This is a genomic window from Paenibacillus sp. FSL M7-1046, from assembly GCF_038007405.1.
Taxonomy (GTDB): Bacteria; Bacillota; Bacilli; order Paenibacillales; family Paenibacillaceae; genus Paenibacillus_AQ.
In genome coordinates this window covers 3,505,775-3,529,949 of sequence record NZ_JBBOXB010000001.1, presented here as the reverse complement: position 1 = coordinate 3,529,949, position 24,175 = coordinate 3,505,775, and the positions used below count along the sequence as shown (strand labels likewise).

Sequence of the window (24,175 nt, the reverse complement as noted above, 5' to 3'; positions counted from 1 at the left end):
ATAGATTTTTTTCCGCTGGGTTTATATGTATCTGCCTTATTTTAACCATTTTAAGAAAAATAAACCTCAACGTCCAATCGTCAAGGTTCACTTCATCATTATGTCATTAAATACCGGTTATCGCTCCCACCACATCAAGCCCAGTGCCGAGGTAATGGTTAGCCCCACGGAAGAGCTCGAGGAAGTCACATTGGCGCTGATTGCGCTGCCTGGAGGAACTACGATGCTGCCGGTAAATACCTGCGTGAATACGCCTGGGGTTAATTGATAGGTGTATAAGGTCGTCCCCCCGCTGATTGCCGCTGTAGAAGACTGCACCGTCATGCTGCTGGCTGCGGTGCTGGCCAAATTATTATTCACCGGAGTCAAGGTTCCCGGCGTGGTTAATGTTCCTCCTCTAACTATGGTGAAGGTGCCTGACATGGCAGATAATAATAATGATCCGCCAATGCTGCCGCTGATGTGCGAAATGAACACAGTCCTGCCGCTGAGCGCCGGATTGTTAATCCGGACAGAGATAATGGCAGAGCTCAAGCTGAGTATCACCGTCGCAGAAGCGGAAGCATTCGACGAAAATAATGCCGCATTCTCCGACGCATTCATCTCAGGCGGTGCCGAAATGTCCGGTGAGCGGAAGGTGTTTGTCATTTCCACATAAACCGGCTGGTCATTCTCATTAAACACATAACGATTAGGCACTTTTCTCCCCTCCCCGTTCTAATATTCCCACCAGCTGATCCCCCCTGTAGCCGCTGAACTCCCTGTAGAAATGGTTAGCGTGATAGTCAGGGAATTGCCCGGAGGCACAATAATTCTTCCGTTAAGTTCTACAATGACCGGACCCGCTGCCAACAATAAAGATGTCAAAGGAGCCGCAGTAGCCGTACGGGCAGTCATTACACTGGCAACCGCACTTCCAAAATTGAAATTGACCGGTGTAATCGTCGCCCCACCGACTGTCGCATTCCTTAACAGTGTCAATGTGACCGGGGATGTCGCCGTGCTGGCTGTGACCCTGGAAATGTATGCTGTACGCCCGCTGCCGGCCGGATTAAATACCTGAAGCACAAGCGGAGCAGCTGTGGTAACTATAGAGGCAAAAGGGATGGCAAAGAACAAACCAGACTGGGCTGCGTCTGCCTCAGGAAAGGAGGCGACCCCTGGGGTAACATAGGTGTTGACCTGTTCGGTATACAGCGGCTGGCTGCTCGGGTTGAATACCGCATCATTCGGCATAACTCTATCCTCCCATCGTTCTAGCATATTCTCATATTATGCGGTTTTAACCGGCTTGTTTGGGAATCTGCGTATTTTGCTATGCCAACCCAGTCATCCTCTTCAATCCTCCATATATTAATATCACACCATTCGAATGGTTTATTTTTATCCGTACAGGCTGTGTTCTAGCAATGACGGAAGCAATAATGTTTAAGACCCAGACGACGGTTTGGGTCTTTTTACGAGTAAGCTTGCTGTTCCTATTCTATGAAGAAAGGATGAATAACTTTGCCTAACTTTAGTTCATTCCAGTCCAATCCGGATAATTTGCGCACGCTTATTTTCGGGCGGGACCCCGTCTCTCTTAATGATCTTCCCCTTACTACAGATCCCAGCGGTAACCTGACCACAGTCATCCTGAATGGTACGATTACCAGCGTATTGGGGGCTACCATCACTGCCGGTACGTTGTCATCGGCTGGTACAGTCACCAACCTGCTCAACGGTACGATTACCAGCGTATTGGGGGCTACCATTACCGCAGGTACGTTGTCGTCCGCTGGTACAGTCACCAACCTCTTAAACGGTACAATTACCAGCGTACTTGGCGCTACCATTACTGCCGGTACATTATCGTCCGCTGGTACAGTCACCAACCTGCTTGACGGTACGATTACCAGCGTACTTGGCGCTACCATCACCGCCGGTACATTATCGTCGGCCGGTACAGTCACTAACCTGCTTAACGGTACGATTACCAGCGTACTCGGCGCTACCATTACTGCCGGTACATTATCGTCAGCTGGTACAGTCACTAATCTGCTTGACGGTACGATTACCAGCGTACTCGGCGCTACCATTACTGCCGGTACGTTGTCATCGGCTGGTACAGTCACCAACCTGCTTGACGGTACAATTACCAGCGTGCTCGGTGCTACCATTACTGCTGGTACGTTGTCGTCCGCTGGTACAGTCACCAACCTGCTTGACGGTACGATTACTAGTGTACTCGGCGCTACCATTACTGCCGGTACGTTGTCATCGGCTGGTACAGTCACCAACCTACTCAACGGTACGATTACCAGCGTATTGGGGGCTACCATTACTGCAGGTACGTTATCGTCCGCTGGTACAGTTACCAACCTGCTTGACGGTACAATTACCAGCGTGCTCGGTGCTACCATTACTGCCGGTACGTTATCGTCCGCTGGTACAGTCACCAACCTGCTTGACGGTACGATTACCAGCGTACTGGGGGCTACCATCACCGCCGGTACGTTGTCGTCGGCTGGTACAGTCACCAACCTGCTTGACGGTACGATTACCAGCGTACTTGGCGCTACCATCACCGCCGGTACATTATCGTCGGCCGGTACAGTCACTAACCTGCTTAACGGTACGATTACCAGTGTGCTGGGGGCCACGATTACCGCCGGTACATTATCGTCGGCCGGTACAGTCACTAACCTGCTTAACGGTACGATCACTAGTGTGCTGGGGGCTACCATTACTGCCGGTACGTTGTCGTCCGCTGGTACAATTACCAACCTGCTTGACGGTACAATCACCAGTGTACTGGGGGCTACCATTACTGCCGGTACACTCAGCAGTGTGACCTCCATCTCGCAGCGCAGCTTTATTGAGCAGGCTACACTCGGAATTCCAACCTCCGATGTCTTCACGCCGCTGCCGGCCAATACAACGAGCGTGCTGGGTACCTACTCCTATTTCATCTTGAACACTGGAGCCAACCCTGTGAATACGCAGGTTGAGATCAGTGCGGATGGAACCAATTATTTTGTCGATACGACCGGTGACAATCCTTTACCTGCTGGTTCTGTTGATGTCATCGTTCCAGCAAGATTCCTGAAATATACCCGTCTTTCTTATCAATCAGCGACCCCGGGTGCGGCTTCTACCATTAATGTCATTTTTGACGCTCAGGGAACGTAAGCAAAAGGTCCGTCATATCCTGTAGAGACAAAGAGTGCATGGTTGTCCATGTACTCTTTCTTTGGTTTTGAAGCCCTGCAAAGTACTTGGAGCATGCTATGAACCGAATCCGCACTTTGAGGGTTATTTTGTCATAACCAGACTCTGCATCTACATATGCCGGACAATCATCACCTCCCTCAACACAGAACTGAAGAAATAGCCTTCCAAAGGAGGAAAAACCGTGAATACCCCTACCCTTGGCGTTCATCTGATCGTCAAAAATGAAGCAGAACTCCTGCCCCGCTGTCTGGAAAGTCTGGCTGGAGCTGACGAGATTGTCGTCGTGGATACTGGCTCGACAGATGATTCTGTTGCAATCGCCCGGACCTACGGAGCCAAAGTGCTCCTCAGGGAATGGGCCGATGATTTCTCGGAGGCGCGCAATGCCGGGTTATCCGCTGCCGGGACCGATTGGCTTCTGGTGATAGATGCCGATGAGATCCTGAAGACCCCTCTGCAGAAAATTATCGAATTACTTCGTGAGACTAAAGCCGAAGCATTCACAGTAGACATAGAAAACTGGTTTGGGAGCAGGCCCGAAGAGCGTTTAAACCACAGACTGGTGCGTTTGTTCCGCAATCGACAGGAATACCGCTACAGCGGGAAAATCCATGAAGGCGTAGACGCCGCAATTATCAGCAAACAGGGTGTTTCCGCAATCCAGGACAGTGACATCGGGGTTGTCCATTTTGGATATTTACCGGAGATTATGGCCAGCAAAAATAAAATCAGCCGCAATGAACATCTGCTGCGCCTCGCTCTTGCACAACAGCCGGAGGATGACTTCCACAGCTATAATCTGGCAGTGACCTGCTGTCAGAAAGGCAATCTGGAGGAGGCGGAGCAACTGCTGCGCCAGACCGTCAGCCGCGCTCCGCTTCAAGTCTCCTATCGTCCGGCCATGATCCGTGACTTATGCAAAATCTATCTCGCTCTGGGAAAAATGAACGAGATCGATGCTTTGCTGGCAAGAGAACTGCAACGTTACGGGGATTATCCTGATTTGCATTTTATTCAGGGCCAATCCTGGGAGAGTCAAGGTCTGCCGGAACGTGCCTTCCAGTCCTATCAGCAGGCAGCAACACTCTGTGACAGTTCAACATCAAGCGGAAAATATGTCCGCGAACAAGGCATGTGCACCTTCCGTCCGCTGCACCGCATGGGTGTACTCTCGCAGGAGCTTGGCCAGTTCGAAGAGGCGGCAAGGTATTTCCACCGCTCGCTTCAGCATTATTCCCTATATGCCCCGGCACTGCTGGGAATCGCTGCTGCCTTCCAGCGGCTTGCAGTACCGGATAATGACATTGCTGCACTGCTTGTCCAGCTTGTCCCGCCGGAGCAGGCAGCCGCAAGAACGGCAGTCATCACCACCCTGTTTGCGATTGGCGCTTACGAGGCTATAGCCGGATTGTCACAGGAGAGTTTTCCTTTGGAGCGGGATACACTTGTGTCTATCCTTTCCGCCTGGATCATTGCCGGGAAGGTTCAGGAGGCTGAGAATGCCCTTAAGGAGCATAAGACATCTCTAAGCGGCGAAAATGTGGATCAAGAATTATTACAGCAGCTGTGGAAGCTTGAGGCGATATGCCATTGGGAAATGGGAAAGCGGCTGCTTGATGTATCCGAACCCTTTTGCAAAAAAATATATGATATAGACCAACTTTTATCGTACAAAAGGGCCTATCCGTCTAAACTCACAGCTGAACCTGGCTTTGCTCCGCTCATAACCACACTTATTGAGCTGTCTGTGAAACTGCAGCGTTACGGGCTGGCTGCTTCTTTGGCAGAGCTATCTCCCGCACATACGGCGGATCTGGCTGCAGCATTGTATGAGGAAGGCAGATTAAAGGAAGCCGGGGAGCTGTTTATAGACCTGGCCCGCGACAAACGGGCAGAGGGAAAAGTTCTCTTTTATATCGGGGAAATGCTCTTTGACAAGGGCCATTATTCAGAGGCTGCCGGGTGGTTTCAACAGCTGCTGGAAGAAGCACCCGGGAATGAAGCTGCGCGAATCGGCTTATCGCTCTGTTATCTTCAACTGGCGAGGCTTGGGCTGGAAGAGGTTGTGGAAAGCTTTAAAGAGGATGATCCCCATAGTCCACTCCTGGAGGACATTGCCGCGATAAGAAATTCCATGGCCATACTGAACCGCACACCTTGGCATACGCAGTGGAGCTACCGTCAGCGCCAGGGAGGAACAACACCATGACCAAGCCGCGCCGCAAGCCGCTGATTTCATTATGCATGATCGTTAAAAATGAAGCTGACAGTCTGGCCCAATGCCTAAAAAGTGTACACGGGGTAGCTGATGAGCTGGTCGTTGTCGATACCGGATCTACTGACAGCACTGTGCAAATTGCCCGTTCCTTCGGCGCCGCTGTCGTCTCTTTCCCCTGGAACGGAGACTTTGCCGCAGCCCGCAATGCAGGCCTGAAGATGGCAAAAGGAACGTGGATCCTCATACTGGACGCCGATGAAGAGCTCGATGCAGGAAGCAAAGAAGAACTGTTGCTGTGTGCGGAGCATACGGAGTATGAGGCGTTTTTCCTGCGGATTCATAATCATAAGGGAACCTCCTGCGCTTCGCAGACCATCACGGTGAATCCGATCCTGCGGATGTTCCGCAACCGTCCTCAGTACCGGTTCAACGGAATTATCCACGAGCAGATTGCTGGTGTTATCGTGGAGGCCACTCCCGCTGCCGCAATGCATCTGAGCACTGTGGTTATTCATCATTACGGCTATGCCGATGGTGTTGTAGCGAAGAAAGACAAGATCAGCCGCAACGTTGAGCTGTTGAAGGAGCAGCTGAGGCTGAACCCCGGCGATGCTTTTCACCATTTCAACATGGCTGTGGAATATATGCGTTTAGGGGAATATGACCCTGCTCTTCACCATATCCAGCGTTCGCTGGAGGAGGTCGAGCCGGATACAAGTTACGTCCATCTGCTGTATAAATACGAAATCCGCTGCCGGGCCGCCAAAAGAGAACTGAAGGGTGCGCTGGAAGCATGTGAACGGGGCATAACTTTGTTCCCCGATTACCCTGATCTCCATCATCTCAAGGGAGTACTGCTGCTGCAGGCGGGAGCTTTTGCTGAGGCCAAAGCGGCGCTGCGGCGCGCACTGGACATCGGCGTTTCTCCTCCGGGCTACCACACGGAATCCGGATTCGGGACCTATTTGACCTATACTGCATTAGGGCAGCTATGTCAGGAAACAGGCGAAGATGGCGAGGCCATCGCCTGCTGCACACGGGCGGCTCAGCTTCATCCGGAGCCCGGCCCGCTTATTGCCCGCCTCCTGCGGATCTTCAAGTACAGCGGCCGTGAGCAGGAGATATCCGGCTGGTTAAAGGCCCATTTGCCCGATGCATGGGCCGCGCTGCACGGCAGCCTTCCGCTGCTGCTGAGGGAAGGCTGTTACGCTACGGCAGCGGAGCTGCAGGGCGAAGCGGAAGCTGCAGCTGCCGAGGTAACACCTGATATTGCCGCAGCTCCCGGCAACTCCTTATTAGAACTAATACACGAGGTGCGGACAATTCCAGCAGAACAGCTGAGCCAAGGGGATGTACTGTCCCTGCTGAACCATCCCTCTATTTGTAACCAGGATGCTCCCGCATTTGCAGCTGCACCTGCCCTGCAGCTTGGCCGTTCCTGGATTTTGCTGGCCGACCGGGTGCTGGCCTCAGCTCCCGCTGCTCCCGTCTATGGTCCGGCAGTCCGAAGAGCGCGGATGGCGCTGCCGCTTCCCAGAGTTACAGATTAGGAAGGGGGGATCTTTCATATGTCCACTCCCGATCTTTCGCTTTGCATGATTATCAGGAATGAGGAACGCCACCTGGAGCGGTGCCTGGCTTCAGTTCAGGGCTGGGTATCGGAAATTATTATCGGCGACACAGGCTCCAGTGACGGCAGCATCGGCATTGCAAGCAGCTTCGGTGCGCAGGTGATCGAAATTCCGTGGGAGAATGATTTTGCCAAGGCCCGGAATCTAACCCTCCGGGCGGCTTCATGTTCATGGATTTTGGTCTTGGATGCGGATGAGGCCATTGCCGGTTGGCGGGAAGAAGTATTGCAGCCCTTGCTGGAGGCGGAGAAGGTGCAGGGTTACTTTCTGCCTTTTATCCACTATGTAGGCAATACCTCAGGGCGGGAATATGTGACGGATAATGTATGCCGGCTGTTCCGAAATGACGTACGTATTGTTTTTGAGGGGAGTATTCATGAGGAGGCCGCCGGCAGCATCTGGGCACTGCCGGAAGGACATGTCGATTATGCGGAGCTGCCCATTGATCATTATGGCTATCTGGATGATGAATTGCAGCGCAAGGATAAAACCAGCCGCAATCTGAGTCTTATCCTCACCGCCCTGGAGCTTGATCCGAAGAGTATACCCCTGCGTTATGCACTGGGAACCGAACATTACCAGCAAGGACAGTACACTGCCGCCGCCAATATCCTGTTTCCGCTGCTCCGTGAAATCCCTGCCGGCTCCGGCTATGCTGCGGACATCTATCTCAAAACAGCCTATGCTCTGCAAGCGGGCGGACGGAGCAGCGATGCCAAAACCGTTTTTGCAAACGGCTGCTCCTTATTTCCCGATTTCACAGATCTCCTGGAGAGTTACGCCGGGCTGCTGCTCGAAGAAGGGGAGCTGCAGGCATCCCGTCTTCTGCTGCAGCAGGCGCTGCGGAGCGGAAACACTGCGCATAAATACCCCTCTTCTTCCGGCAGCGGTACCAGCCGCACCCAGCTGTTTGCCGGCCAAGTCTGCGAGCGGCTGTTCCTGTACAAGGAAGCGCACAAGCATTACACGCAAGCTACAGGTTATGAAGCGGACTATAGCGCCGTGTGGGATGAACTCGTGCCGCTGTGCCTGTTGTCAGGGGAGGAAGAAATACTGTCTTCTCTAACCCGGCTCCATGCCCCGTCCTTATCTTCAGCTTTGCTTGGCAGGCTTGTGCCTGCTGCGTTGAATGCCCGCGCATTCGGCTGGCTGGAGGTGCTGGGCGAGGCGGGGCAGCTGCCCCTTCACGTCCGGCGGCTCATTCAAGTGCTGCTGCAGCTCCTCCCGCAGCAGCACTCCTCACCGCAAGCTGCCCAGCTGCTGGCACAGCTGCTGGAGGAAGATTCCGAACAGCCATTTATCCATGGCTATTTGTGGGCCTGGTCCTGCCGTATCGGCGATGAAGCTGCCGCAGGACGATGGCTGAAACGCCTGGCCGCTTACAGGCCAGGTTTAACTGCTGTCCGGCAGCTGCTGGAGAACCCTCCGGCTGATTCAGCCGAATGTCAGTCGCCAAGCTTCGCCGAGCTCTCTTACGCCGCGCAGCTGCTGCTCCAGACAGGAGCCTGGAGCAGCCTGCTGGCGTTATACAAGCATGCGGATGCCGCACTCTTCCAGTGGTCAAGGCTGCCCGAACCGCTGTGGTGCGGGCTGCTGCAGGCCCCCGCAGCGATAAAGAGGCAATGGTGCTCAATCTACACCGCGCAAGAGCATCATTGCCATACTCCTGCCGGCTTGGCAGAGTGGCTGCTGTACGCAGCGGTAGCCAGCTCATGCGGGCTGACTCCCCTGCTGGAGCCCGCAGCTGAAAGGGCATTGCAGCAATCGGGGAGCAGGGCAGCTGCGGTGGGCCTGAGCTACCATAAGCTGCAGCTCGCAGCAGCAGTCCATCCGCAAGGTGCTGCTTGCGGCAGCATCCCTTGGCTGCTGCTTGTAAGAGCGGCCCTCCGGGAGAAGCTTTAACCAAGGGCTTCACAGTTTGGTTTAGGGCGTGTCTTCAAACCGCTTTACCCGCCAAAGCTTGCTGCTGTATGCCCTAAGGAATAATGGGTACATTATCCTTTTCCGATCACACGCGGAGAAAGGCGTTTCGCCACTAGGTACTTTTTGGGTGGAGGCTTACGTCTCGGTTTTTCAGAGACTTCGCTCTTCTTCCGAGGGCATGTGTGTGTGCGTCCGGAAAGTGTATTCCTGGCTCTGAGCACAAACGGACCGAGTTGCACTTAATTGGGGCTTTTAGCCTGTTACAGTAAGGAAACGGACTCCAGCGCAGTTATTTCTCCCTGATGACCGTTTTTAGATAGAATGCAGAGCAGATAAGGTCCACTGAGTCCGCAAAAGAGAATAAACAGGGGTTTTACTCTCCTTAGCGTCTCCTGAGTCCGGTACGAGTAAACCAACCCGCTGCGGGTTTTTAGGAACCCTACTTTCAATACTAAATCCCTGCTTCCCCAGAGTTCTTCCTGTTTGAAGACATGCTCTAGTACAATGCGGTTCAGTCCAGTGCAGCAAACCTGGATAACCCCCGTTCCTTTGCCAGCCGGAACGGGGGTTATTTGCTCTGAGCAGCATACTATTTCCATTGCATGCTCTCAAAGCCGGTTTATAGCTGTGCAGGCAAGCATTGCCCATACACCGCTGTTTACGTACCGCGCTTTTCCTTCCACTCTATTACACGGGGATTCTCATCCAGAATGGAATGGTATTGCTCCAGGCTCCCCCATCTGCCCTCGGGATCAAGCTCCAGATAACGCTCGTATTTCTGCCGGAGCTCTTCCTGCGGCACAGCCCAGCCGTAATGCTTCACACGCAGTTCGGCTAGAAAACCCGGCAGGATGGCGTAGGAAAGCGGGAGCCGGGGAACATGATGATCCATCCGGGGCGTAAAATAATGAAAATGCGGCAGATAGCGGACCAGCGTGCGGGTATGCTTCATGTGTATATTCCAGTGTTCATCCTCACGGTAATGGGTAGTTCCGCCCCAAAAATCATACAGGCGGAAGGCTACCCAGTCGTAAACATCCTGATCAATGAGGCGCCGCATCTCCCGCTTCGCCTCTTCCTCGTAGAATTCATCGGCATCGACAGATAATAGCCAGTCTGGGCCGGTGGACACCGCCAGATCCCAGAGCGTCTGCCGGAGCACCCATTCCCGGCTGAACAGCGAGCTTTCCAGCGTCACCAGCTTTGACACCTTGGTGAAAGAATTGCACAGCCGCGCCGTACCATCCGTACTTCCGTCATCGACAATCACGATATCATCCACAAAATCGCTCAGTTCCTCCAGCACCCGCTCCAGATGACGCCCGCTCTCATTGCGTACCTGCATCATCGCGGTCAGCCGGTTGCCGGAGGATTTGCGCAGAGGCTCACGATTACTCATCTACTCTCCCCCTCAGTCGCCCGACTGCCTCTTCCAGATCGGCCATTTCGGCAAACAGCGGCCGGGCTTGATGGTCTGCTCCGGCCGCCCGCAGAAAGCTGCGGATGGCGGCATGACGCCTGCCATGCAGCAGGTGCAGCGTACCTTCGATCACCGGCAGCTGCTGGCTTGCAGCTGCCGCCGCCCCGCCTCTTGCTGGAGGTGACGTTCCCGCAGCAGTACCCACCCCCGCATCGCTGCTGGCTTCCATTTCACGATGGAGCTGCAGTGCTTTTTCCCATTGATAGGTTTCAATGTAGTTCAGCAGCAGCAGCGGTTTCGCCTCCGTATAGGATGAACTGGACAAAATCATGATCGCCGCCGCCGAATCCTCGTTCACACGGCAGATTTCCGCCTGAAGCAGCTCCTTTTGACCATGGTCCAGCCAGTTCTGCATCTCCGCTGCCCTCGCTCTTTCTTCGTCCGTAAAGGCTGTAATGGCATACTGCGCGGCAGCAAGCTCCAGATGGCCCTGCTTGGCTTCAATAGCCGAGAAAAACCGGTAATGGGAATGCAGACAATCCGTATAATCATGCAGCAGCATCAGCTCGAAGGATTGCGTCAAATACCGGGAGGCCGCTTCGTTCCCAAGCAAATATAAATAGGAAGCTGCCAGATAATGCACGGTCGGCTGATCGGGCAGCTTCTCACACATAGACAGATAGAAATCCGCACGGTGCCGCCGCTGGATATCAAGCCAAGACACAGGCGATCCTGCGGATGGCTGCCACAGTTCTCCCAGCGCTCTCGTCCATATCGCTTCATAGCCGGAGAGAAAGAACAGCCGGTCTCCCCGGCGGATGATTCCGTACGACAAGGGACTGTCCCCGCTGAGATAGACGACCCCCTCTCTGCGCAGATTCTGCTCCAGATATAGCCGTTCTGAAGCGGTGGCCACCAGATCGGCTCTGGCAGCGAGCAGCGCGCTGTATTTGTCCCACAGTCCGCTGTCTTCGCCTTCGGGACAAGCTTCCAGCAGTGCCACGGTATAGGCTGGCTCCAGTGTCATTACATCCGGCAGCCAATACGGGGAGGAGACAAGCACCGTGTATTCCTTGGCATTCAGCTTGTAAATCTCCGCCAGACACAAGGACTGGATGTCATATTCCTCCTGCTGGCCCGGTGTCATTCCCCCCGCAAACAAAACTTCCCCGCGGTCCGGCAGGAGGTCGAGCAGCCTCTTGTATTTATAGGCGTCCCAGGGAACAGAACTGAGGATAAGATAGTTCATCGCCGTCTCCCTCCGTCACTCGGGGATGGCGATGTCTCTCCACCGCGAAGCCCGCCAATATACCCTATAGTCAGTGTTTCTGAGGGAACGAGCTGCAGGCTACTGCGGGTCGGCTCCTCCCGCCGATCAATACGGCCAGGCACAATTCCGCCCCGGTGGGCGGCACGTTCAAGCGGAAGAAACAGCGGAAGCCCCCCGGTCAATGGCCCCTGCAGCCCATCTTCCTGGCTCACCACAATATCGGTTGAACCCTGCCGCACAGCCTGCACAATTCTCTCCACATAACGGGTGTCATATTCTGCAGAAGCGGACAAATACACTACTGCTGCGCTTTCGTAGAGTGCGGAGACATTCTCCAGCGCATGCAGCCAAGGTTTTTCTCCCTGTACCGTAATCACCGCGTCCCTCTCCTGAACCGGAAATTCGGAAGCAACATCGTTTGCGCTGTTTCTGATCCATACCCAGCGGATATTGTCATAACTCTGCTGTTCTTGCAGCAACTGACGCCGCTTAAGCGATGTTTCCATGTTCCACTTCTCTTCAAAATAAACAACCGCTGTCACCAGTGGAACGATCATAGAAGATTTGCCGAGCGGTATTGCGGGCTGCTGCGGAGAGACGGAAAGCTCCGCAGGTACCGGGAGACTTCCTCCACCCCCAGAGACGCCGGGCAAATTCCATTTAGCGCAGTACGCCCGCCCGCCTTCCTCCTCAGCGCCTTGGTCCATGCCATTCAAAGAACAACTTCCGTCCTCAAGCGGATGAAGCGCGTGAACATACAAAGCATCGCTGAGCGCGAGCCTTCTCCCCAGCTGCCGGGCCCGCAGGCACCAATCGGCCACCATCAGGCGCCGCTGGCGGAGCGATGCATCGAAACCGCCCACTCTGAGCAGCAGTTCCCTGGTGAAGAGCAGGCAGGCACCACTTAGCACTTCCACATTACGCCATTCGCCTTGCCGCCGAAGCCGGGTATGGTTTACGTATGCGGACAGCGTAGAAAAATCGTCAAACAGCTGCAGTTCCCTGCCTTCCGCTTCTTCCGTAGAGGAACGCGGGGCAACTACCCCGACAACCGGATCATCAATGGCCGGCCAGAGCAGATCAGCGAGCCAGCCTGCAGTGACCATGACAGAATCCTGAAGCAATACGACAAATGAGGTCTCGGCATATGCCAAGGCCTCATTCACCCTATATTCCCCGTTCCTGTAGGGGAGAAAAGACACGGCATGTTCTCCAGAGAACTGCTCCGAGAGGGGCTGCAAAGCAAAATCCTCTTCCAGCGGAACGCCAATCACACGGACGCCAGGGCCGGAATGCAGCAGCAGGAGCCGCAAGCATTCTGCACTCCATGCGGCGCAGCGCAGTTCAACCACAATTGTTATTCCGTCTATTACCGGAAGCGGCAGTAATCCTTCACGCTCCAGATAGCTGTATCTTCCGGCCAGACGCTCCAAGCGGACAGAATCCATAGAATCATACGGCATCAGGCTCACACTCCATTAGTTAAAACTGTACTACCTATAGTGTATGAACGCTACGCGGTGATATCCCTGTTCCATTGGCGGATTTTTCCGGATTCTCCCAAATTAAATCCAATTCACCTATTCTATTCGCCGCCACCCTCAGTCTCCGCTCCGCCATTGCCTGCGTTTCCGGCATTGCCGGAAGTATTGCTGCTCGCGGGCGGATCATTCGTGCTGCCGCTCTGCGGATCTTTGCTCTCGCCGCTTTCATCAGTATCCGAACCGCCCTCGCCAGTTCCGCTCTTCTCCCCGCTTGCCTGCGGAGCCGGAATGGCAATGCCCGGTGCGTTGTTTCCATTCTCACCGACTGGCTGGCCTTGATTGTCGTAGTAGTACATCGGAACATCGCCGACAACCATCAGATAAGATACAGGAATTTCTGTATCCACTACCTGCGGCTCCATGTCGAACGGAATGACAACCGCAACCTCAGTGACAACATGAATGAAGACCTCAACCAGAATCATATTAATTCCGGCATTTTTTTGGCGGGTGTTCAGCTCTACTTTAACTGCGCCCTGAGGTTCGATCTTGATCGGCACATCCGGCCCGAAGGAAGCGATGAGCGGACTGCCCAGCGCCTGGCCGAGCGGGATACGCTCCGTCTGATTATGCAGCTCCTGCAGCGTGGACTGAATGACCTCCGCCGCCTGCGAGGTAATCCGCATATGCTCTCTATAATTGAGCATAAAGCCCGATATTTTGCCTTCCTTATCCGTCTTCCAGTCAATCAGCGCTTCGGCATCTCCTGCATCGGCCACCTGTGAGGTAATCGCCTTATTGATCGACTCCGTGGCAATTTGCTTCACCCGGATTTGCGCCAGATGAATAATCGGCGGCTTCAAATGCTGCTCGACATAACGCAGCCCTTGAAGCACCGCCAATATCAGCAGCAGGCTTAGGATGATCCAGAAGCGGCCCCGTCTGCGCGGCTTTTGCGTCTTCTGGACGGAAACGGAAACCGCCTTCTTCCGCTCTCCTCCGCCGGAGAAGCTGAACCTGCTCCCCCGTCTTTTTGGCGAGAACCGCGCTCCTTGTCCAGCGGCTCTGATTCCCGGCTTGGCCGGTTTCGCCTTAAACGCCGGGCTTCGCCCGGCCGGTCTTGGCATGCTGCCCAAGCTGAATTTCGGCAGCCGCACCCGCAGGCGCAGGCTTGGCATAACCGCCCTGCGGCTTCCCCATTTTTTTATTCTGCCCATGAGTCTAAGTCCCCCCTGCATTCCTGCGGTCAAGCCGCCGCCCCTTACTATAGGCTATTCGGGAAGAGGACAAAAAAGAAGAACGCCTCTCACAGTGCGAAGTACCGTGAGAAACGTTCATGTCCATAATTTCTAAAGTTATTACTCCATCCGGCTCCGCTTATCCTCCTGCAGATGGGCCCAATGCCGCCGGATAAAAATGCCCAGCAAAATAATAATAAAAACCGCATACCAGGCAAGAAATCCGTTCCATTCCTCCCTGGGGACAACCAGTGAAGAGCCGATCGTTCCGAACAGCCAGATGAAGGACAGATTGCCGAGCACCGTACCCCAAATATAAGCCGAGGCTTTGATCGGCGAGACCGCCGCCATGAAATTGATCACGTTGCTGGGAACAATCGGAATGGTGCGAAGCAGCACAAGCGTCCAGATGCCGTAGCGGTCCAAATAACGCTGCCACTTGTCATAGCGCTTCAGCTTGGATCTCCATTTCTCGTCGAACCAGCCATAGAGGTACCGCCGGAAGAGAAAATACACGAGTATGGAGCCTAAATTACAAGCCAGCCAGCTGACCAGCATGCCGCCGATCACATGAAATTCGGAGACATGCAGAACAATCAATATCGCCAGCGGGAAAAATCCGAATAAACTCTGCAGAATCGTGAGCGGAATCGTTGCTAACAGAATATACGGCCCGTTCAGCCCAAGACTTTGCAGCAGCCAATCAATCCAGCCGTTTATGACCTCCGTCATGGAGCCGTCCCCTTTCGTGACTCCTTTCAGCATCAGCTCCGCTGAGTCCTTATAAATCACTAATTCTTCAAGAAAAACACCCCTTACGGGGTGTTTGTTGATAATCCTGCTAAAGAATGTGTTATGGCGGGAACAATGTCCGGCTACAGGTTACAAAATTGTAGCCTTATGTTGACCTAATCATAGCACACATCTTAACCCGCTGCAAAATGACTCTGCAGTACCGGCACAGTTATTATTATTCTGCAGCAATCCAAGTATTCACTTTATCCTCGTTCGCTTCTACCCAGCTCTTGGCAGCATCCTCAGGGGATTTCCCGGCTTGAATCTCCACCATAACCTGGGCCATTTCCTCAGGTGTCCATGTGAACTTATCGAGGAAGTTGTACACCTCCGGCATATCTTCCTTCAATCCTTTACGTACCATAGTGTGAATCTGCTCTGCTCCGCCATATACGCTTTTGGGATCTTCCAGATATTTCAGATCCATATTGGCGAACATCCAGTGCGGCGTCCAGCCTGTTACTACAATCGGCTCATTATTGGTATATGCCTTCTCCAATTCTTGAACCATAGCGGCCGACGAGCTTTCCAGCAGCTTATAATCACTCAGTTTATAGTCAGTGAGCGCCTTTTCGGTGGCCATCATAATTCCTGCTCCGGGTTCAATCCCGACAACCCGGTTGTTCAGCGCTGCTGCCATTTCCGGATTGTTCAAATCCTCAATGGAGTTGATGTCCATATAAGTGGGAACCACAAGACCTGTCTTGGTCCCTTCCAGGTTGGCCCCGAGATCCTCTATATCTTTTCCATACTGCTCCAGATAGGAAGCATGGGTGCTCGGCAGCCAGGCAGCTACCATTCCATCTGCGCTTCCGTCCGCAACGCCGGCCCACATCGGTCCAGCATCAACCTGAAGCATTTCCACCTTCGCATCCAGCTTGGACTCCAGAACCTCTTTGACTACATACGTGCTGGCAATTTCCGAATCCCAGGCCACATATGCCAGCTTCACGGATTTTCCTTCACTTGATGAACAGCCGGCAATTGCAAATACCAGCAACACCGTCAACAGCAATCCGAATCCTTTTTTCTTCATCTAAATAAAACACTCCCGTCATTATTGTTTAGGTTTAACCAACTTCTGCGTCAAACGGTCAAGCAGGATCGCTATAATTACAATGGCAATCCCTGCTTCGAAGCCTGCGCCAGTCTTAGCCTGTGATACCGCCCGGTATACATAGGCCCCTACCCCTTGTGCGCCGATCATCGACGAAATGACGACCATCGACAGCGACAGCATAATCGTCTGATTAATGCCGGCCATAATCGTAGGCATGGCAATCGGAAGCTGCAGCTTAAACAGCTTCTGGCCCGCCGTCGAACCGAACGCATCCGCAGCCTCTACGAGTTCCGGCGACACCTGGCGTATCCCCAGGTTCGTCAGACGGATCGTAGGTGGAATAGCAAATATAATAGAAGCAATGACTCCGGGAACTACGCCAAGCGAGAAAAAGGATACCGCCGGCAGCAGATACACAAATGCAGGCATCGTCTGCATAAAGTCCAGTATCGGAGTCACAATATTTTGAACAGTCTTACTCTGCGCGCAAAACACGCCAACCGGAACACCAATCAGCACAGCAAGCAGTGATGCAGTAAGCACAAGGGCCAGGGACTGCATAGAAGGATCCCATAGACCCAGATTGTCGATTAGCAGCAGCCCGATCACTGCGAATAAAGCCATCCGCCATTTGCCGATCCAGTAAGCCAAGGCGGCGATAATCACCGTGAGGACGATAGCCGGAAGGAAGGTTAAAGCCGCATCAATTCCGTCCACCATACCTCCAATAACCGCATGAATGAGATCAAAGAACGGCCCGAAATACGTAGTCAGCCAGTCCTCCAGCCATTCAATCCCCTTGCCTATAGGTAATTTAGGTATATTCATGAACCGATGCCTCCTTCCGGTACCGCATTGCCTGCAAGGGCGGAAAGCACTGCCCCTTTAATCACAATGCCCTTTAGCTTATCCTCTTCATCCACTACCGCAACCGGCAGATGTGTCTCAGACATCAGCTCGAACAGGTCGTTCAGCAGCGTGTCCGGACGTACACGGGGAATTTCACGGACCATCACTTCAAGAATGCTTTTATTCTCCTTGAGTGCCTCCAGCGCTTTCTCTGCTGTAAGTACACCTTGCAGCTTCATTTCATTGCTCGCCACATAGAGACTGGATACGCCGCTGTCCCGCATCAGCTGAAGCGCAACACGCGGACCGCGTTCCGGCCGGATCATTTCCGGCTGACGCATCACATGCGCGGCAGTCAGGACTTTCGACAAGTCTACATCCTCCACAAACCGCTCCACATATTTGTTCGCAGGCTGAATAAGGATCTCTTCCGGAGTGCCGATCTGGACGATCACACCATCTTTCATCAAAGCAATCCGGTCACCGATCCGCAGGGCCTCATCCAGGTCATGCGTAATGAATACGATCGTCTTCTTCACTCTTGCCTGCAGCTCCAGCAGCTCCTGCTGCATATCCTTGCGGATCAGCGGATCAAGCGCACTGAAGGCTTCATCCATCAGCAGGATATCCGGGTCATTGGCAAGACCGCGTGCAAGACCCACACGCTGCTGCATGCCTCCGCTCAATTGATCAGGGCGGTGGTTCTCCCAGCCTTTAAGGCCTACAAGCTCCAGTGCCTCCATGGCAAGCCGGGTTCTCTCTTTTTTCTCCACGCCCTGTACTTCAAGACCATATTCGGCATTGGCCAGCACCGTGCGGTGCGGAAACAAGGCAAACTTCTGGAAGACCATGCCGATATTTTTACGCCGGAACCGGCGCAGCTCTTCGGGATTCATTTTGACCACATCATTGCCTTTAAAAAAGACCTGGCCCCCTGTGGGCTCAATCAGACGGTTCAATAAACGGACTAGCGTGGATTTGCCACTGCCTGACAAACCCATGATGACAAATATTTCTCCTTCTTCGATGCTGAATTCAGCCTTGTTGACACCAACCGTCAGCTTGGCTTCACGGGCAATCTTCTCTTTAGACCAACCTTGTGCTAGTAATGGAAGTGCCCGTCCCGCATCATGACCGAATACTTTGGTAAGTTCTTTTACCTCTATAATTGCCATGGTGACCTCCTTCTTCCCCTTATATTTCACGTTTGTGCTTCTCAACAAGTGTAACGGAGTTGTGAAAAGCGACGCAAAGTGCATATTCGCTAAAAAATTAGTGTACAGTTTTAACTTTACGTACTTTACGTATAGAATACTCTGTTTTACGCCATATTCCGTTCTGCATGAATTCTTTACTTATTGCAGCAGATTTGATTACAATACATTGGAGAGGTTTGCAGTTTATTAGCCTAATCCTCAGGAGGGACATCATGAACGATTTAGAAGGGCTTCCGCCCGAGCAAATAGAGAAAATCAGCAAGGTCCGCGAGCGGGTCATTGATTCCATTGGCAAAAACATGGATTTGTACGGGATCACCCTATCCATTGGGCATTTATACGGTTACATGTACTTTAATCAAGGCCCCGTAACGCTGGACGAGCTAAGCCATACGATGGGAATGAGCAAAACATCCATGAGTACAGGAGTGCGCACCTTGCTTGACCTGAAGATGATCGACAAGGTGTGGGGAAAAGGAACCCGAAAAGATCTGTTCGAGGTCGTTCCCGACTGGCATCAGAATTTCAGTGACTATTTCTCAATTAAATGGAGAAAAGCCGTAGAGGGAAATATGTCCGCACTGGCTAAATCGCTTGCTGAAATCAAACAAATAAAATCCGAGTATGCTGACAATCCGGATATTGAGAAGCTCCTGAATACAGACGAAGCAAAAATTGAAGAAGCCATTAAATACTACCGCTGGCTGCTGAAGCTGATTGAAGCCCTAGAAACCGGCAAGATATTCGACTTCATTCCCAAAGAAAAATAAACACGGAGCGTGAGCTCCCTGCTGCACCGCATAATAAATACGGCCATGGCCCCGCAAAGGGGCTATGGCCGTTTATTATTTACCATTTGCTGCGGATTTATAAATGAAAATTCAGACCGAAATCGGTTTCGGAAATAACGGCTGCGGATTGACTTGTATCAACAAGTTTAATAGACTAGGAATAACTGATTTTTGCAACGGATAAAGTGTAAGCGATGGACCAAAACCGCAGTATATCAGTCTTTTTCCCGGAATTCATGATCAGTCGGAGGGTGGCTTTACCATGCAAATGAATATTAAAAAGATTGCCGAAATGGCAGGTGTTTCCGTCTCAACGGTTTCGAAAATCATGAATAATTACAGCGATGTTTCGGAAAAAACGAAACAGCGGGTGCTGAAGATTATCGAACAAACCGGATATTCCCCCTCGAATTCCGCGAAAACACTGGCCACCAAAAAATCGAGTCTGATCGGGGTCATTTTTGCCGGTGAATTTAATGTCGAATTTACCCATCCTTTTTTCATCGAGGTGCTGAATTCCTTCAAGAAACAGATGGGTGTGCTGGGGTACGATCTGATTTTTTTCTCCAACGAGAAATTTATCAGTAGCGGTGATTATTTCGCGCGCTGCCAGCATTTTCATGTGGACGGCTGCGTGATCATCTCCGGGCAGAAGATGGAGCCCGCAATCCGCGACCTCGATATGAGCAGCATTCCCTGCATCGGCGTAGATCTGGAGCTTAAGGGTAAAAAATCCGGGTATGTGATGTCGGACAACTATCAAATCTCCTCCAAGGTCGTGGAGCATTTCTATCTGCTGGGCTACAGGGAGCTTGGCTTTATCGGCAGTACGGCGGATTCGGATATTTCCAACCGGCGGGAAGCAGGGTATATCAAGGCAATCGAAGATTTTGGTCTGGCGATGAATCCCACGTGGTTCGTGCATGGCGAGGATTTCTTTGAAGCCAGCGGTTATGCGGCCATGCAGACTCTCATCGAGAAAGGCAGCCTGCCGCAAGCGATCTTTGCCGCTTCAGATTTGCTGGCACTTGGGGCCATCCGCGCCTTGAAGGAGCACGGACTGCGCATCCCTGAGGATATCGCCATCATCGGCTGTGACGATATTGAGGCCTGCAAATACACCAGCCCTACGCTGACTACGATCCGCCAGAACAAAGAACGGCTTGGCGTACTTGCAGCTCATATGCTGTTCGATCTAATTAACAATCAATCAGAAGGCGGTTCGTTTGTCGTTGAACCGGCGCTAATCGTCCGCGAATCCTGCGGCAGCCGGTTGAATGCTAAACCTCACCAATCCTCTTTATAAGCCCCTCGTTCGAAATCGTCCTTAAACTTTTTGTCCCTCTCTGCCGCATGTTTCTGCACCGAAGGAGAATTGACAATTTTACGGACGATCCAATACAACACTATAAGAAATACGATACCAAACAAGATTTCGATCACTGGCAATAGTCGTGCCTCCTTTGTCTTATAGATTAAAAGCTTGATCAGCTTTTGCCTATAAGAATATTCATACCGGCTGATCTCTTGCACCCGGTCTACGCTTCTGATGGTCTACGCTTCTGACCGGCTTCGTTTCAGGACCCGGTTCACCTGCTCTGAACTCAGCATCATCAATAGCAAAAACGCCAATACGATGGCCGGAAAGAGGCTGATGCTAATTCCCGAAGCGATCAGACCAAACAATGGGGGCAGCAAGGTTGTTCCTGTATAGGCGACTGCCATCTGGTACCCCATTAATTGCGCGGAGTTCTCTTTGCCGAAACGGGCCGGTGTTTCATGAAGCAGCCCGGGATATATCGGCGCAAGCCCAAGCCCGATCAGGATGAGTCCAACGAGGGTCATAACATCAGGCAGTGGAAGAAGTAACAGCAATCCTCCCAAGGCAGCTATAAGCTGACCCGCCAGAATCAGCACCCGGTTGCTGATCTTTAGGGTCACAAATCCGGTAATCAATCTGCCGATTGTGATTCCGCCATAGTACATAGAAATCCAGCCTGCGGCTAATTCGGCTGACACCTCTCTTGCCCCTACTAAATAGCTGGCCCCCCATAACCCGACCGTGGATTCGACACCGCAATAAAACAAGAATGCGAGAAGCGAGAATTTAACGCCTTTGAGACGAGTGGGATGAACCTTCACTTTGGCAGGCGGGGAACTGATGCCGGTGTGACTCCCCTCGAGCCCGTCAGACTGGGTTTCGTTCGAATTCCCAACCTCTGCAGCATGATGCAGTTTCGCTACCCGCTTCCATAACGGAAGGGTAACAAGCAAAATGATTACCAGACCGAACTGGATGATTGAAACGGCCGAATAGCCTTCTCTCCACGAATTGTGGTTCGCAATATAATAAGACATGATCATCGGCCCCGCCGTTGCACCGACACCCCAAAAACAATGCAGCCAGCTCATGTGATGGGCTTTGTAATTATCGGCTACATAATGGTTGAGCGCAGCATCTACCGCTCCGCCTCCAAGCCCCAGGGGAATAGCCAGAACCGCCAACCAAACCAGTGAAGGCGCGAAGGAAAAGCCCAGCAGCGCACCAGCGGTCATACAGCAGCTGATCAGGGTAATCGTCCCTGTGCCCAGCTTTTTAATGATGCTGCCGCTTACCAGACTTGAAACGATGGTCCCTCCGGCAATGATCATAGAGATGAGACCCGCCGATCCAAAGGGAGCGCCGATTTCCAGATGCAGCACCGGCCAGGCGGACCCCAGCAACGAATCGGGAATGCCCAAGCTGATAAATGAAAGATAGATAATGATTAGAAACCAAGTTGCCATAGTTATGTTTCTTCCTCTCTGTGATTTCCCGGATAACAGGGCATTAATTGCCCCAAATATCAGGCTCCAGCTGTTTTAAGGTTAGCCAGCGCATGCCTGCCTCAAAGTCTTCATGAAATGAATCGAGCAGAATGATGCTGGGCATGGAAGGCATTGCATGTTGAGTTCTGTACAATTCCCAAGCGCTGCCCCAGGTTTCCTCATCCATCAGGCTCTGGTAAATAACAATTTCGTCCGGAGCAAGCACAACATTCACCGTATGAATAATCGTGCAGGCTGCCTCTATAAACATCTCAGTCTTGACCGGATTGTTCCAGTCCACCTCCACCGGAAGAAATTTAATTTCACCGGCCATGCCGTCCTTGCCCTTCACTACACTCCCGTTCAAATAAATCCCCATGCCGGGAGGATAGGACCTTGGAAAATATACACCAAGCACACATTGATTATCATCCTTCTCGGTTCGGGAACAGTACCCGCTGATCGCAGCATTCACATCGTTTTCCAACACAACCGGCAATCCAAATTGCTCCTGTATAACTTCGCTCAATCGTACGCCTTTCAGCTGGTCATGACTGCTTACTTTGATTTCCCCATTGACTGACTGGCCGGGAATACCGATCCCAATCACCTTGATGGTAGGGTGTTTCGACAAATATTGCTCAATCAATTCATAAAACCGTTCAAGATTGAACAGCGGTATGCCGTATTCTTCCCGCTCTATAATCTCATCCCCTAAATTAATTACCGTCACAACAACTACATCCGCACCCTGCTTCTCATTCATATGAATGACCAGCGCCAGGCTAAATCCGTAATTGTACCGGTAAGTAAGCGCAGGTCTGCCCCCATTGGATGGGACCGTTTCGTCTTCCGACAATTCACCGAGCTGAACCAATTCCTTGACCAGTGAATTAATAGTAACCACGCTTAGCTTGGTCAATGCGGCCAGCTGTGACTTAGATCCCGTTCCAATCTGTTTCATGGCCTGCCGCACAAGGTTGAGATTAATATCTTTGATTAAGTAACCGTTCGCCTTCTCCATAAGCATCCTCCGACATATAATAAAGTCACTTAATAAACCACATTTAATTAGTATGCAGCGAGTAGTCTGTCCTTGTCAAGCCTATAAGGGGCAGGTGGAGATCTGAACACAAATACATCATTTAGGCCATAAAAAAACCAGCCGCTTCCGGGGAAGACGGCTGGTTCCGGTTAAAGCTGCGCCGGAAGCCCGACCTGCGGGTCCAGCGCCAGCTTTAGGAGTTGACCGGCATGGGCCAGACCCGCGCCGAATCCGTACAATAGAATCTGCTGTCCATTCAGCACTTTGCCCTCGCGGACACCCAGGTCCAGAGCGAGCGGTATGCTTGCGGCCGACGTATTGCCGAAATATTCAAGGCTGTACAGAGCCTGCTCAAGAGGATAATCCAAGCGCTCACAAATGGGCTCGATCATCCGCAGGTTGGCGCTGTGCGGAATCAGCCAGTCCACTTGCGCAAGCTCTGCCCCCGCATTTTTAAGCACCTGCTGGATGCCTTGGGGGACGGTTCTTACCGCCCAGCGGAAAACCTCCCGGCCATTTTGCACCAGCTTGCCTGAATTCATCAGTTCAATCCCGTTCACCTTATGCGACAGGCCCGTGCGGTACACATGATGTGCTCCGCCGCCGTCACTGCCCAAATGGAAGCCGAGGAAGTTGTCCTCCTGCTCACCGCTCTCCACAAGAACCGCCCCGGCCCCATCCCCAAAAAGAATACAGGTGCTGCGGTCGGTATAGTCCGTAATTTTGGACAGCGCATCTGCCCCAAGAACCAGAACCTTGCGGTGCAATCCTGATGCGACATAAGCGTGGGCCGTATGCAAGGCATAGACAAAACCTGCACAGGCGGCGCTCATATCGACAGCTCCGGCGGTAAGCGGAATCCCCAGACGGTGCTGAATTATGGATGCTACAGAAGGAAAAGAAAAGTCAGGCGTGCTGGTAGCCACAATAACCATATCCACGTCCCCGGCAGATTTGCCATAACGCTTCAGCAGATCCTGCGCGGCGGAAACACATAAATCGCTGGTATATTCATCTTCACGGCTGATTCTCCGCTCGCGGATTCCGGTTCGCTGGACAATCCACTCATCGTTCGTCTCTACCATCTGTTCCAAATCGCTATTGGTCAGCCTCCGGACTGGCACATAAGATCCAATCGCTGTAATTTTCGCACCCGTCAATGAAATCACCTCTTTAATAGTATCTGGTCTTAGTACTTGGTACTAATTATATG

At 52.4% G+C, this 24,175-nt stretch carries 20 protein-coding genes; 6 read left to right on the top strand and 14 right to left on the bottom strand.

Annotated features, from left to right (window positions below; all coding sequences use genetic code 11):
* Positions 1–117: 117 nt before the first annotated feature.
* The gene (locus tag NYE29_RS15540; RefSeq protein ID WP_340896671.1) at positions 118–699 is read right to left on the bottom strand and encodes a hypothetical protein; all 582 of its coding nucleotides are present in this window, start codon (positions 697–699) and stop codon (positions 118–120) included.
* An 18-nt stretch (positions 700–717) separates the two neighbouring features.
* Entirely contained in the window at positions 718–1,236 is a 519-nt protein-coding gene (locus tag NYE29_RS15535; RefSeq protein WP_340896670.1) for a hypothetical protein, read from the bottom strand.
* Positions 1,237–1,506: 270 nt separating this feature from the next.
* Between NYE29_RS15535 and NYE29_RS15530 the strand changes: the two genes are divergently transcribed.
* The 4 genes from NYE29_RS15530 to NYE29_RS15515 all read left to right on the top strand — a co-directional run bounded on the left by NYE29_RS15530 (position 1,507) and on the right by NYE29_RS15515 (position 8,964).
* A complete protein-coding gene (locus tag NYE29_RS15530) occupies positions 1,507–3,171 on the top strand; it encodes a DUF6385 domain-containing protein (protein ID WP_340896668.1) in 1,665 nt (554 codons plus the stop codon).
* A gap of 223 nt (positions 3,172–3,394) precedes the next feature.
* A complete protein-coding gene (locus NYE29_RS15525) occupies positions 3,395–5,422 on the top strand; it encodes a glycosyltransferase (RefSeq protein ID WP_340896666.1) in 2,028 nt (675 codons plus the stop codon).
* A complete protein-coding gene (locus NYE29_RS15520; protein WP_340896665.1) occupies positions 5,419–6,981 on the top strand; it encodes a tetratricopeptide repeat-containing glycosyltransferase family 2 protein in 1,563 nt (520 codons plus the stop codon). Before NYE29_RS15525 ends, NYE29_RS15520 begins: the two co-directional genes overlap by 4 nt.
* 18 nt (positions 6,982–6,999) lie before the next feature.
* Positions 7,000–8,964, top strand: a complete 1,965-nt coding sequence (locus tag NYE29_RS15515) for a glycosyltransferase (RefSeq protein WP_340896663.1) — start codon at positions 7,000–7,002, stop codon at positions 8,962–8,964.
* 679 nt (positions 8,965–9,643) lie between these two features.
* On the opposite strand, the gene NYE29_RS15510 is transcribed toward NYE29_RS15515, so the two are convergent.
* From NYE29_RS15510 to NYE29_RS15475, 8 genes are all read right to left on the bottom strand, one after another.
* On the bottom strand, positions 9,644–10,384 hold the full coding sequence (locus NYE29_RS15510) for a glycosyltransferase (RefSeq protein WP_340896662.1): 741 nt from the start codon (positions 10,382–10,384) through the stop codon (positions 9,644–9,646).
* Positions 10,377–11,654 carry a hypothetical protein gene (locus NYE29_RS15505; protein ID WP_340896661.1) on the bottom strand — a complete coding sequence of 426 codons (1,278 nt, stop codon included), beginning with the start codon at positions 11,652–11,654 and terminating at the stop codon, positions 10,377–10,379. The genes NYE29_RS15510 and NYE29_RS15505 overlap by 8 nt, the downstream gene beginning before the upstream one ends.
* Complete coding sequence (locus NYE29_RS15500; RefSeq protein ID WP_340896660.1) at positions 11,651–13,138, bottom strand: hypothetical protein; 1,488 nt, start codon at positions 13,136–13,138, stop codon at positions 11,651–11,653. Before NYE29_RS15500 ends, NYE29_RS15505 begins: the two co-directional genes overlap by 4 nt.
* A gap of 122 nt (positions 13,139–13,260) precedes the next feature.
* Entirely contained in the window at positions 13,261–14,376 is a 1,116-nt protein-coding gene (yunB, locus tag NYE29_RS15495; protein WP_340896658.1) for a sporulation protein YunB, read from the bottom strand.
* Positions 14,377–14,517: 141 nt separating this feature from the next.
* Positions 14,518–15,129, bottom strand: coding sequence for a TVP38/TMEM64 family protein (locus tag NYE29_RS15490; protein ID WP_340896657.1), 612 nt, complete (start codon positions 15,127–15,129; stop codon positions 14,518–14,520).
* Positions 15,130–15,367: 238 nt separating this feature from the next.
* Entirely contained in the window at positions 15,368–16,228 is an 861-nt protein-coding gene (locus NYE29_RS15485; protein ID WP_340896656.1) for a glycine betaine ABC transporter substrate-binding protein, read from the bottom strand.
* Between the two features lie 21 nt (positions 16,229–16,249).
* On the bottom strand, positions 16,250–17,080 hold the full coding sequence (locus NYE29_RS15480) for an ABC transporter permease (protein WP_340896654.1): 831 nt from the start codon (positions 17,078–17,080) through the stop codon (positions 16,250–16,252).
* Positions 17,077–18,276 carry a quaternary amine ABC transporter ATP-binding protein gene (locus NYE29_RS15475; RefSeq protein WP_038596243.1) on the bottom strand — a complete coding sequence of 400 codons (1,200 nt, stop codon included), beginning with the start codon at positions 18,274–18,276 and terminating at the stop codon, positions 17,077–17,079. The genes NYE29_RS15480 and NYE29_RS15475 overlap by 4 nt, the downstream gene beginning before the upstream one ends.
* A 254-nt stretch (positions 18,277–18,530) precedes the next feature.
* On the opposite strand from NYE29_RS15475, the gene NYE29_RS15470 reads away from it, so the two are divergent.
* Both NYE29_RS15470 and NYE29_RS15465 read left to right on the top strand, forming a co-directional pair.
* A complete protein-coding gene (locus NYE29_RS15470) occupies positions 18,531–19,088 on the top strand; it encodes a GbsR/MarR family transcriptional regulator (protein WP_340896652.1) in 558 nt (185 codons plus the stop codon).
* A 289-nt stretch (positions 19,089–19,377) separates the two neighbouring features.
* Positions 19,378–20,415 carry a LacI family DNA-binding transcriptional regulator gene (locus tag NYE29_RS15465; protein WP_340896651.1) on the top strand — a complete coding sequence of 346 codons (1,038 nt, stop codon included), beginning with the start codon at positions 19,378–19,380 and terminating at the stop codon, positions 20,413–20,415.
* Here the strand turns inward: NYE29_RS15465 and NYE29_RS15460 are convergent.
* The 4 genes from NYE29_RS15460 to NYE29_RS15445 form a co-directional block, all read right to left on the bottom strand.
* The gene (locus NYE29_RS15460) at positions 20,397–20,558 is read right to left on the bottom strand and encodes a hypothetical protein (RefSeq protein ID WP_179091879.1); all 162 of its coding nucleotides are present in this window, start codon (positions 20,556–20,558) and stop codon (positions 20,397–20,399) included. The genes NYE29_RS15465 and NYE29_RS15460 overlap by 19 nt on opposite strands.
* 105 nt (positions 20,559–20,663) lie before the next feature.
* Entirely contained in the window at positions 20,664–21,896 is a 1,233-nt protein-coding gene (locus tag NYE29_RS15455) for an MFS transporter (protein ID WP_076114228.1), read from the bottom strand.
* Between the two features lie 43 nt (positions 21,897–21,939).
* Positions 21,940–22,941: an ROK family protein gene (locus NYE29_RS15450; protein WP_340896647.1), complete on the bottom strand. Its 1,002-nt coding sequence runs from the start codon at positions 22,939–22,941 to the stop codon at positions 21,940–21,942.
* 170 nt (positions 22,942–23,111) lie between these two features.
* Complete coding sequence (locus tag NYE29_RS15445) at positions 23,112–24,122, bottom strand: ketoacyl-ACP synthase III (RefSeq protein ID WP_083675939.1); 1,011 nt, start codon at positions 24,120–24,122, stop codon at positions 23,112–23,114.
* Positions 24,123–24,175 lie beyond the last annotated feature (53 nt).

Bases quoted from the DNA above. Each gene is read 5' to 3' on its own strand.
- NYE29_RS15535 (WP_340896670.1), bottom strand. From the start codon at position 1,236: ATGCCGAATGATGCGGTATTCAACCCGAGCAGCCAGCCGCTGTATACC.
- NYE29_RS15520 (WP_340896665.1), top strand. From the start codon at position 5,419: ATGACCAAGCCGCGCCGCAAGCCGCTGATTTCATTATGCATGATCGTT.
- NYE29_RS15515 (WP_340896663.1), top strand. From the start codon at position 7,000: ATGTCCACTCCCGATCTTTCGCTTTGCATGATTATCAGGAATGAGGAA.
- NYE29_RS15510 (WP_340896662.1), bottom strand. From the start codon at position 10,384: ATGAGTAATCGTGAGCCTCTGCGCAAATCCTCCGGCAACCGGCTGACC.
- NYE29_RS15505 (WP_340896661.1), bottom strand. From the start codon at position 11,654: ATGAACTATCTTATCCTCAGTTCTGTTCCCTGGGACGCCTATAAATAC.
- NYE29_RS15500 (WP_340896660.1), bottom strand. From the start codon at position 13,138: ATGCCGTATGATTCTATGGATTCTGTCCGCTTGGAGCGTCTGGCCGGA.
- yunB (WP_340896658.1), bottom strand. From the start codon at position 14,376: ATGGGCAGAATAAAAAAATGGGGAAGCCGCAGGGCGGTTATGCCAAGC.
- NYE29_RS15490 (WP_340896657.1), bottom strand. From the start codon at position 15,129: ATGACGGAGGTCATAAACGGCTGGATTGATTGGCTGCTGCAAAGTCTT.
- NYE29_RS15485 (WP_340896656.1), bottom strand. From the start codon at position 16,228: ATGAAGAAAAAAGGATTCGGATTGCTGTTGACGGTGTTGCTGGTATTT.
- NYE29_RS15480 (WP_340896654.1), bottom strand. From the start codon at position 17,080: ATGAATATACCTAAATTACCTATAGGCAAGGGGATTGAATGGCTGGAG.
- NYE29_RS15475 (WP_038596243.1), bottom strand. From the start codon at position 18,276: ATGGCAATTATAGAGGTAAAAGAACTTACCAAAGTATTCGGTCATGAT.
- NYE29_RS15470 (WP_340896652.1), top strand. From the start codon at position 18,531: ATGAACGATTTAGAAGGGCTTCCGCCCGAGCAAATAGAGAAAATCAGC.
- NYE29_RS15465 (WP_340896651.1), top strand. From the start codon at position 19,378: ATGAATATTAAAAAGATTGCCGAAATGGCAGGTGTTTCCGTCTCAACG.
- NYE29_RS15455 (WP_076114228.1), bottom strand. From the start codon at position 21,896: ATGGCAACTTGGTTTCTAATCATTATCTATCTTTCATTTATCAGCTTG.
- NYE29_RS15450 (WP_340896647.1), bottom strand. From the start codon at position 22,941: ATGGAGAAGGCGAACGGTTACTTAATCAAAGATATTAATCTCAACCTT.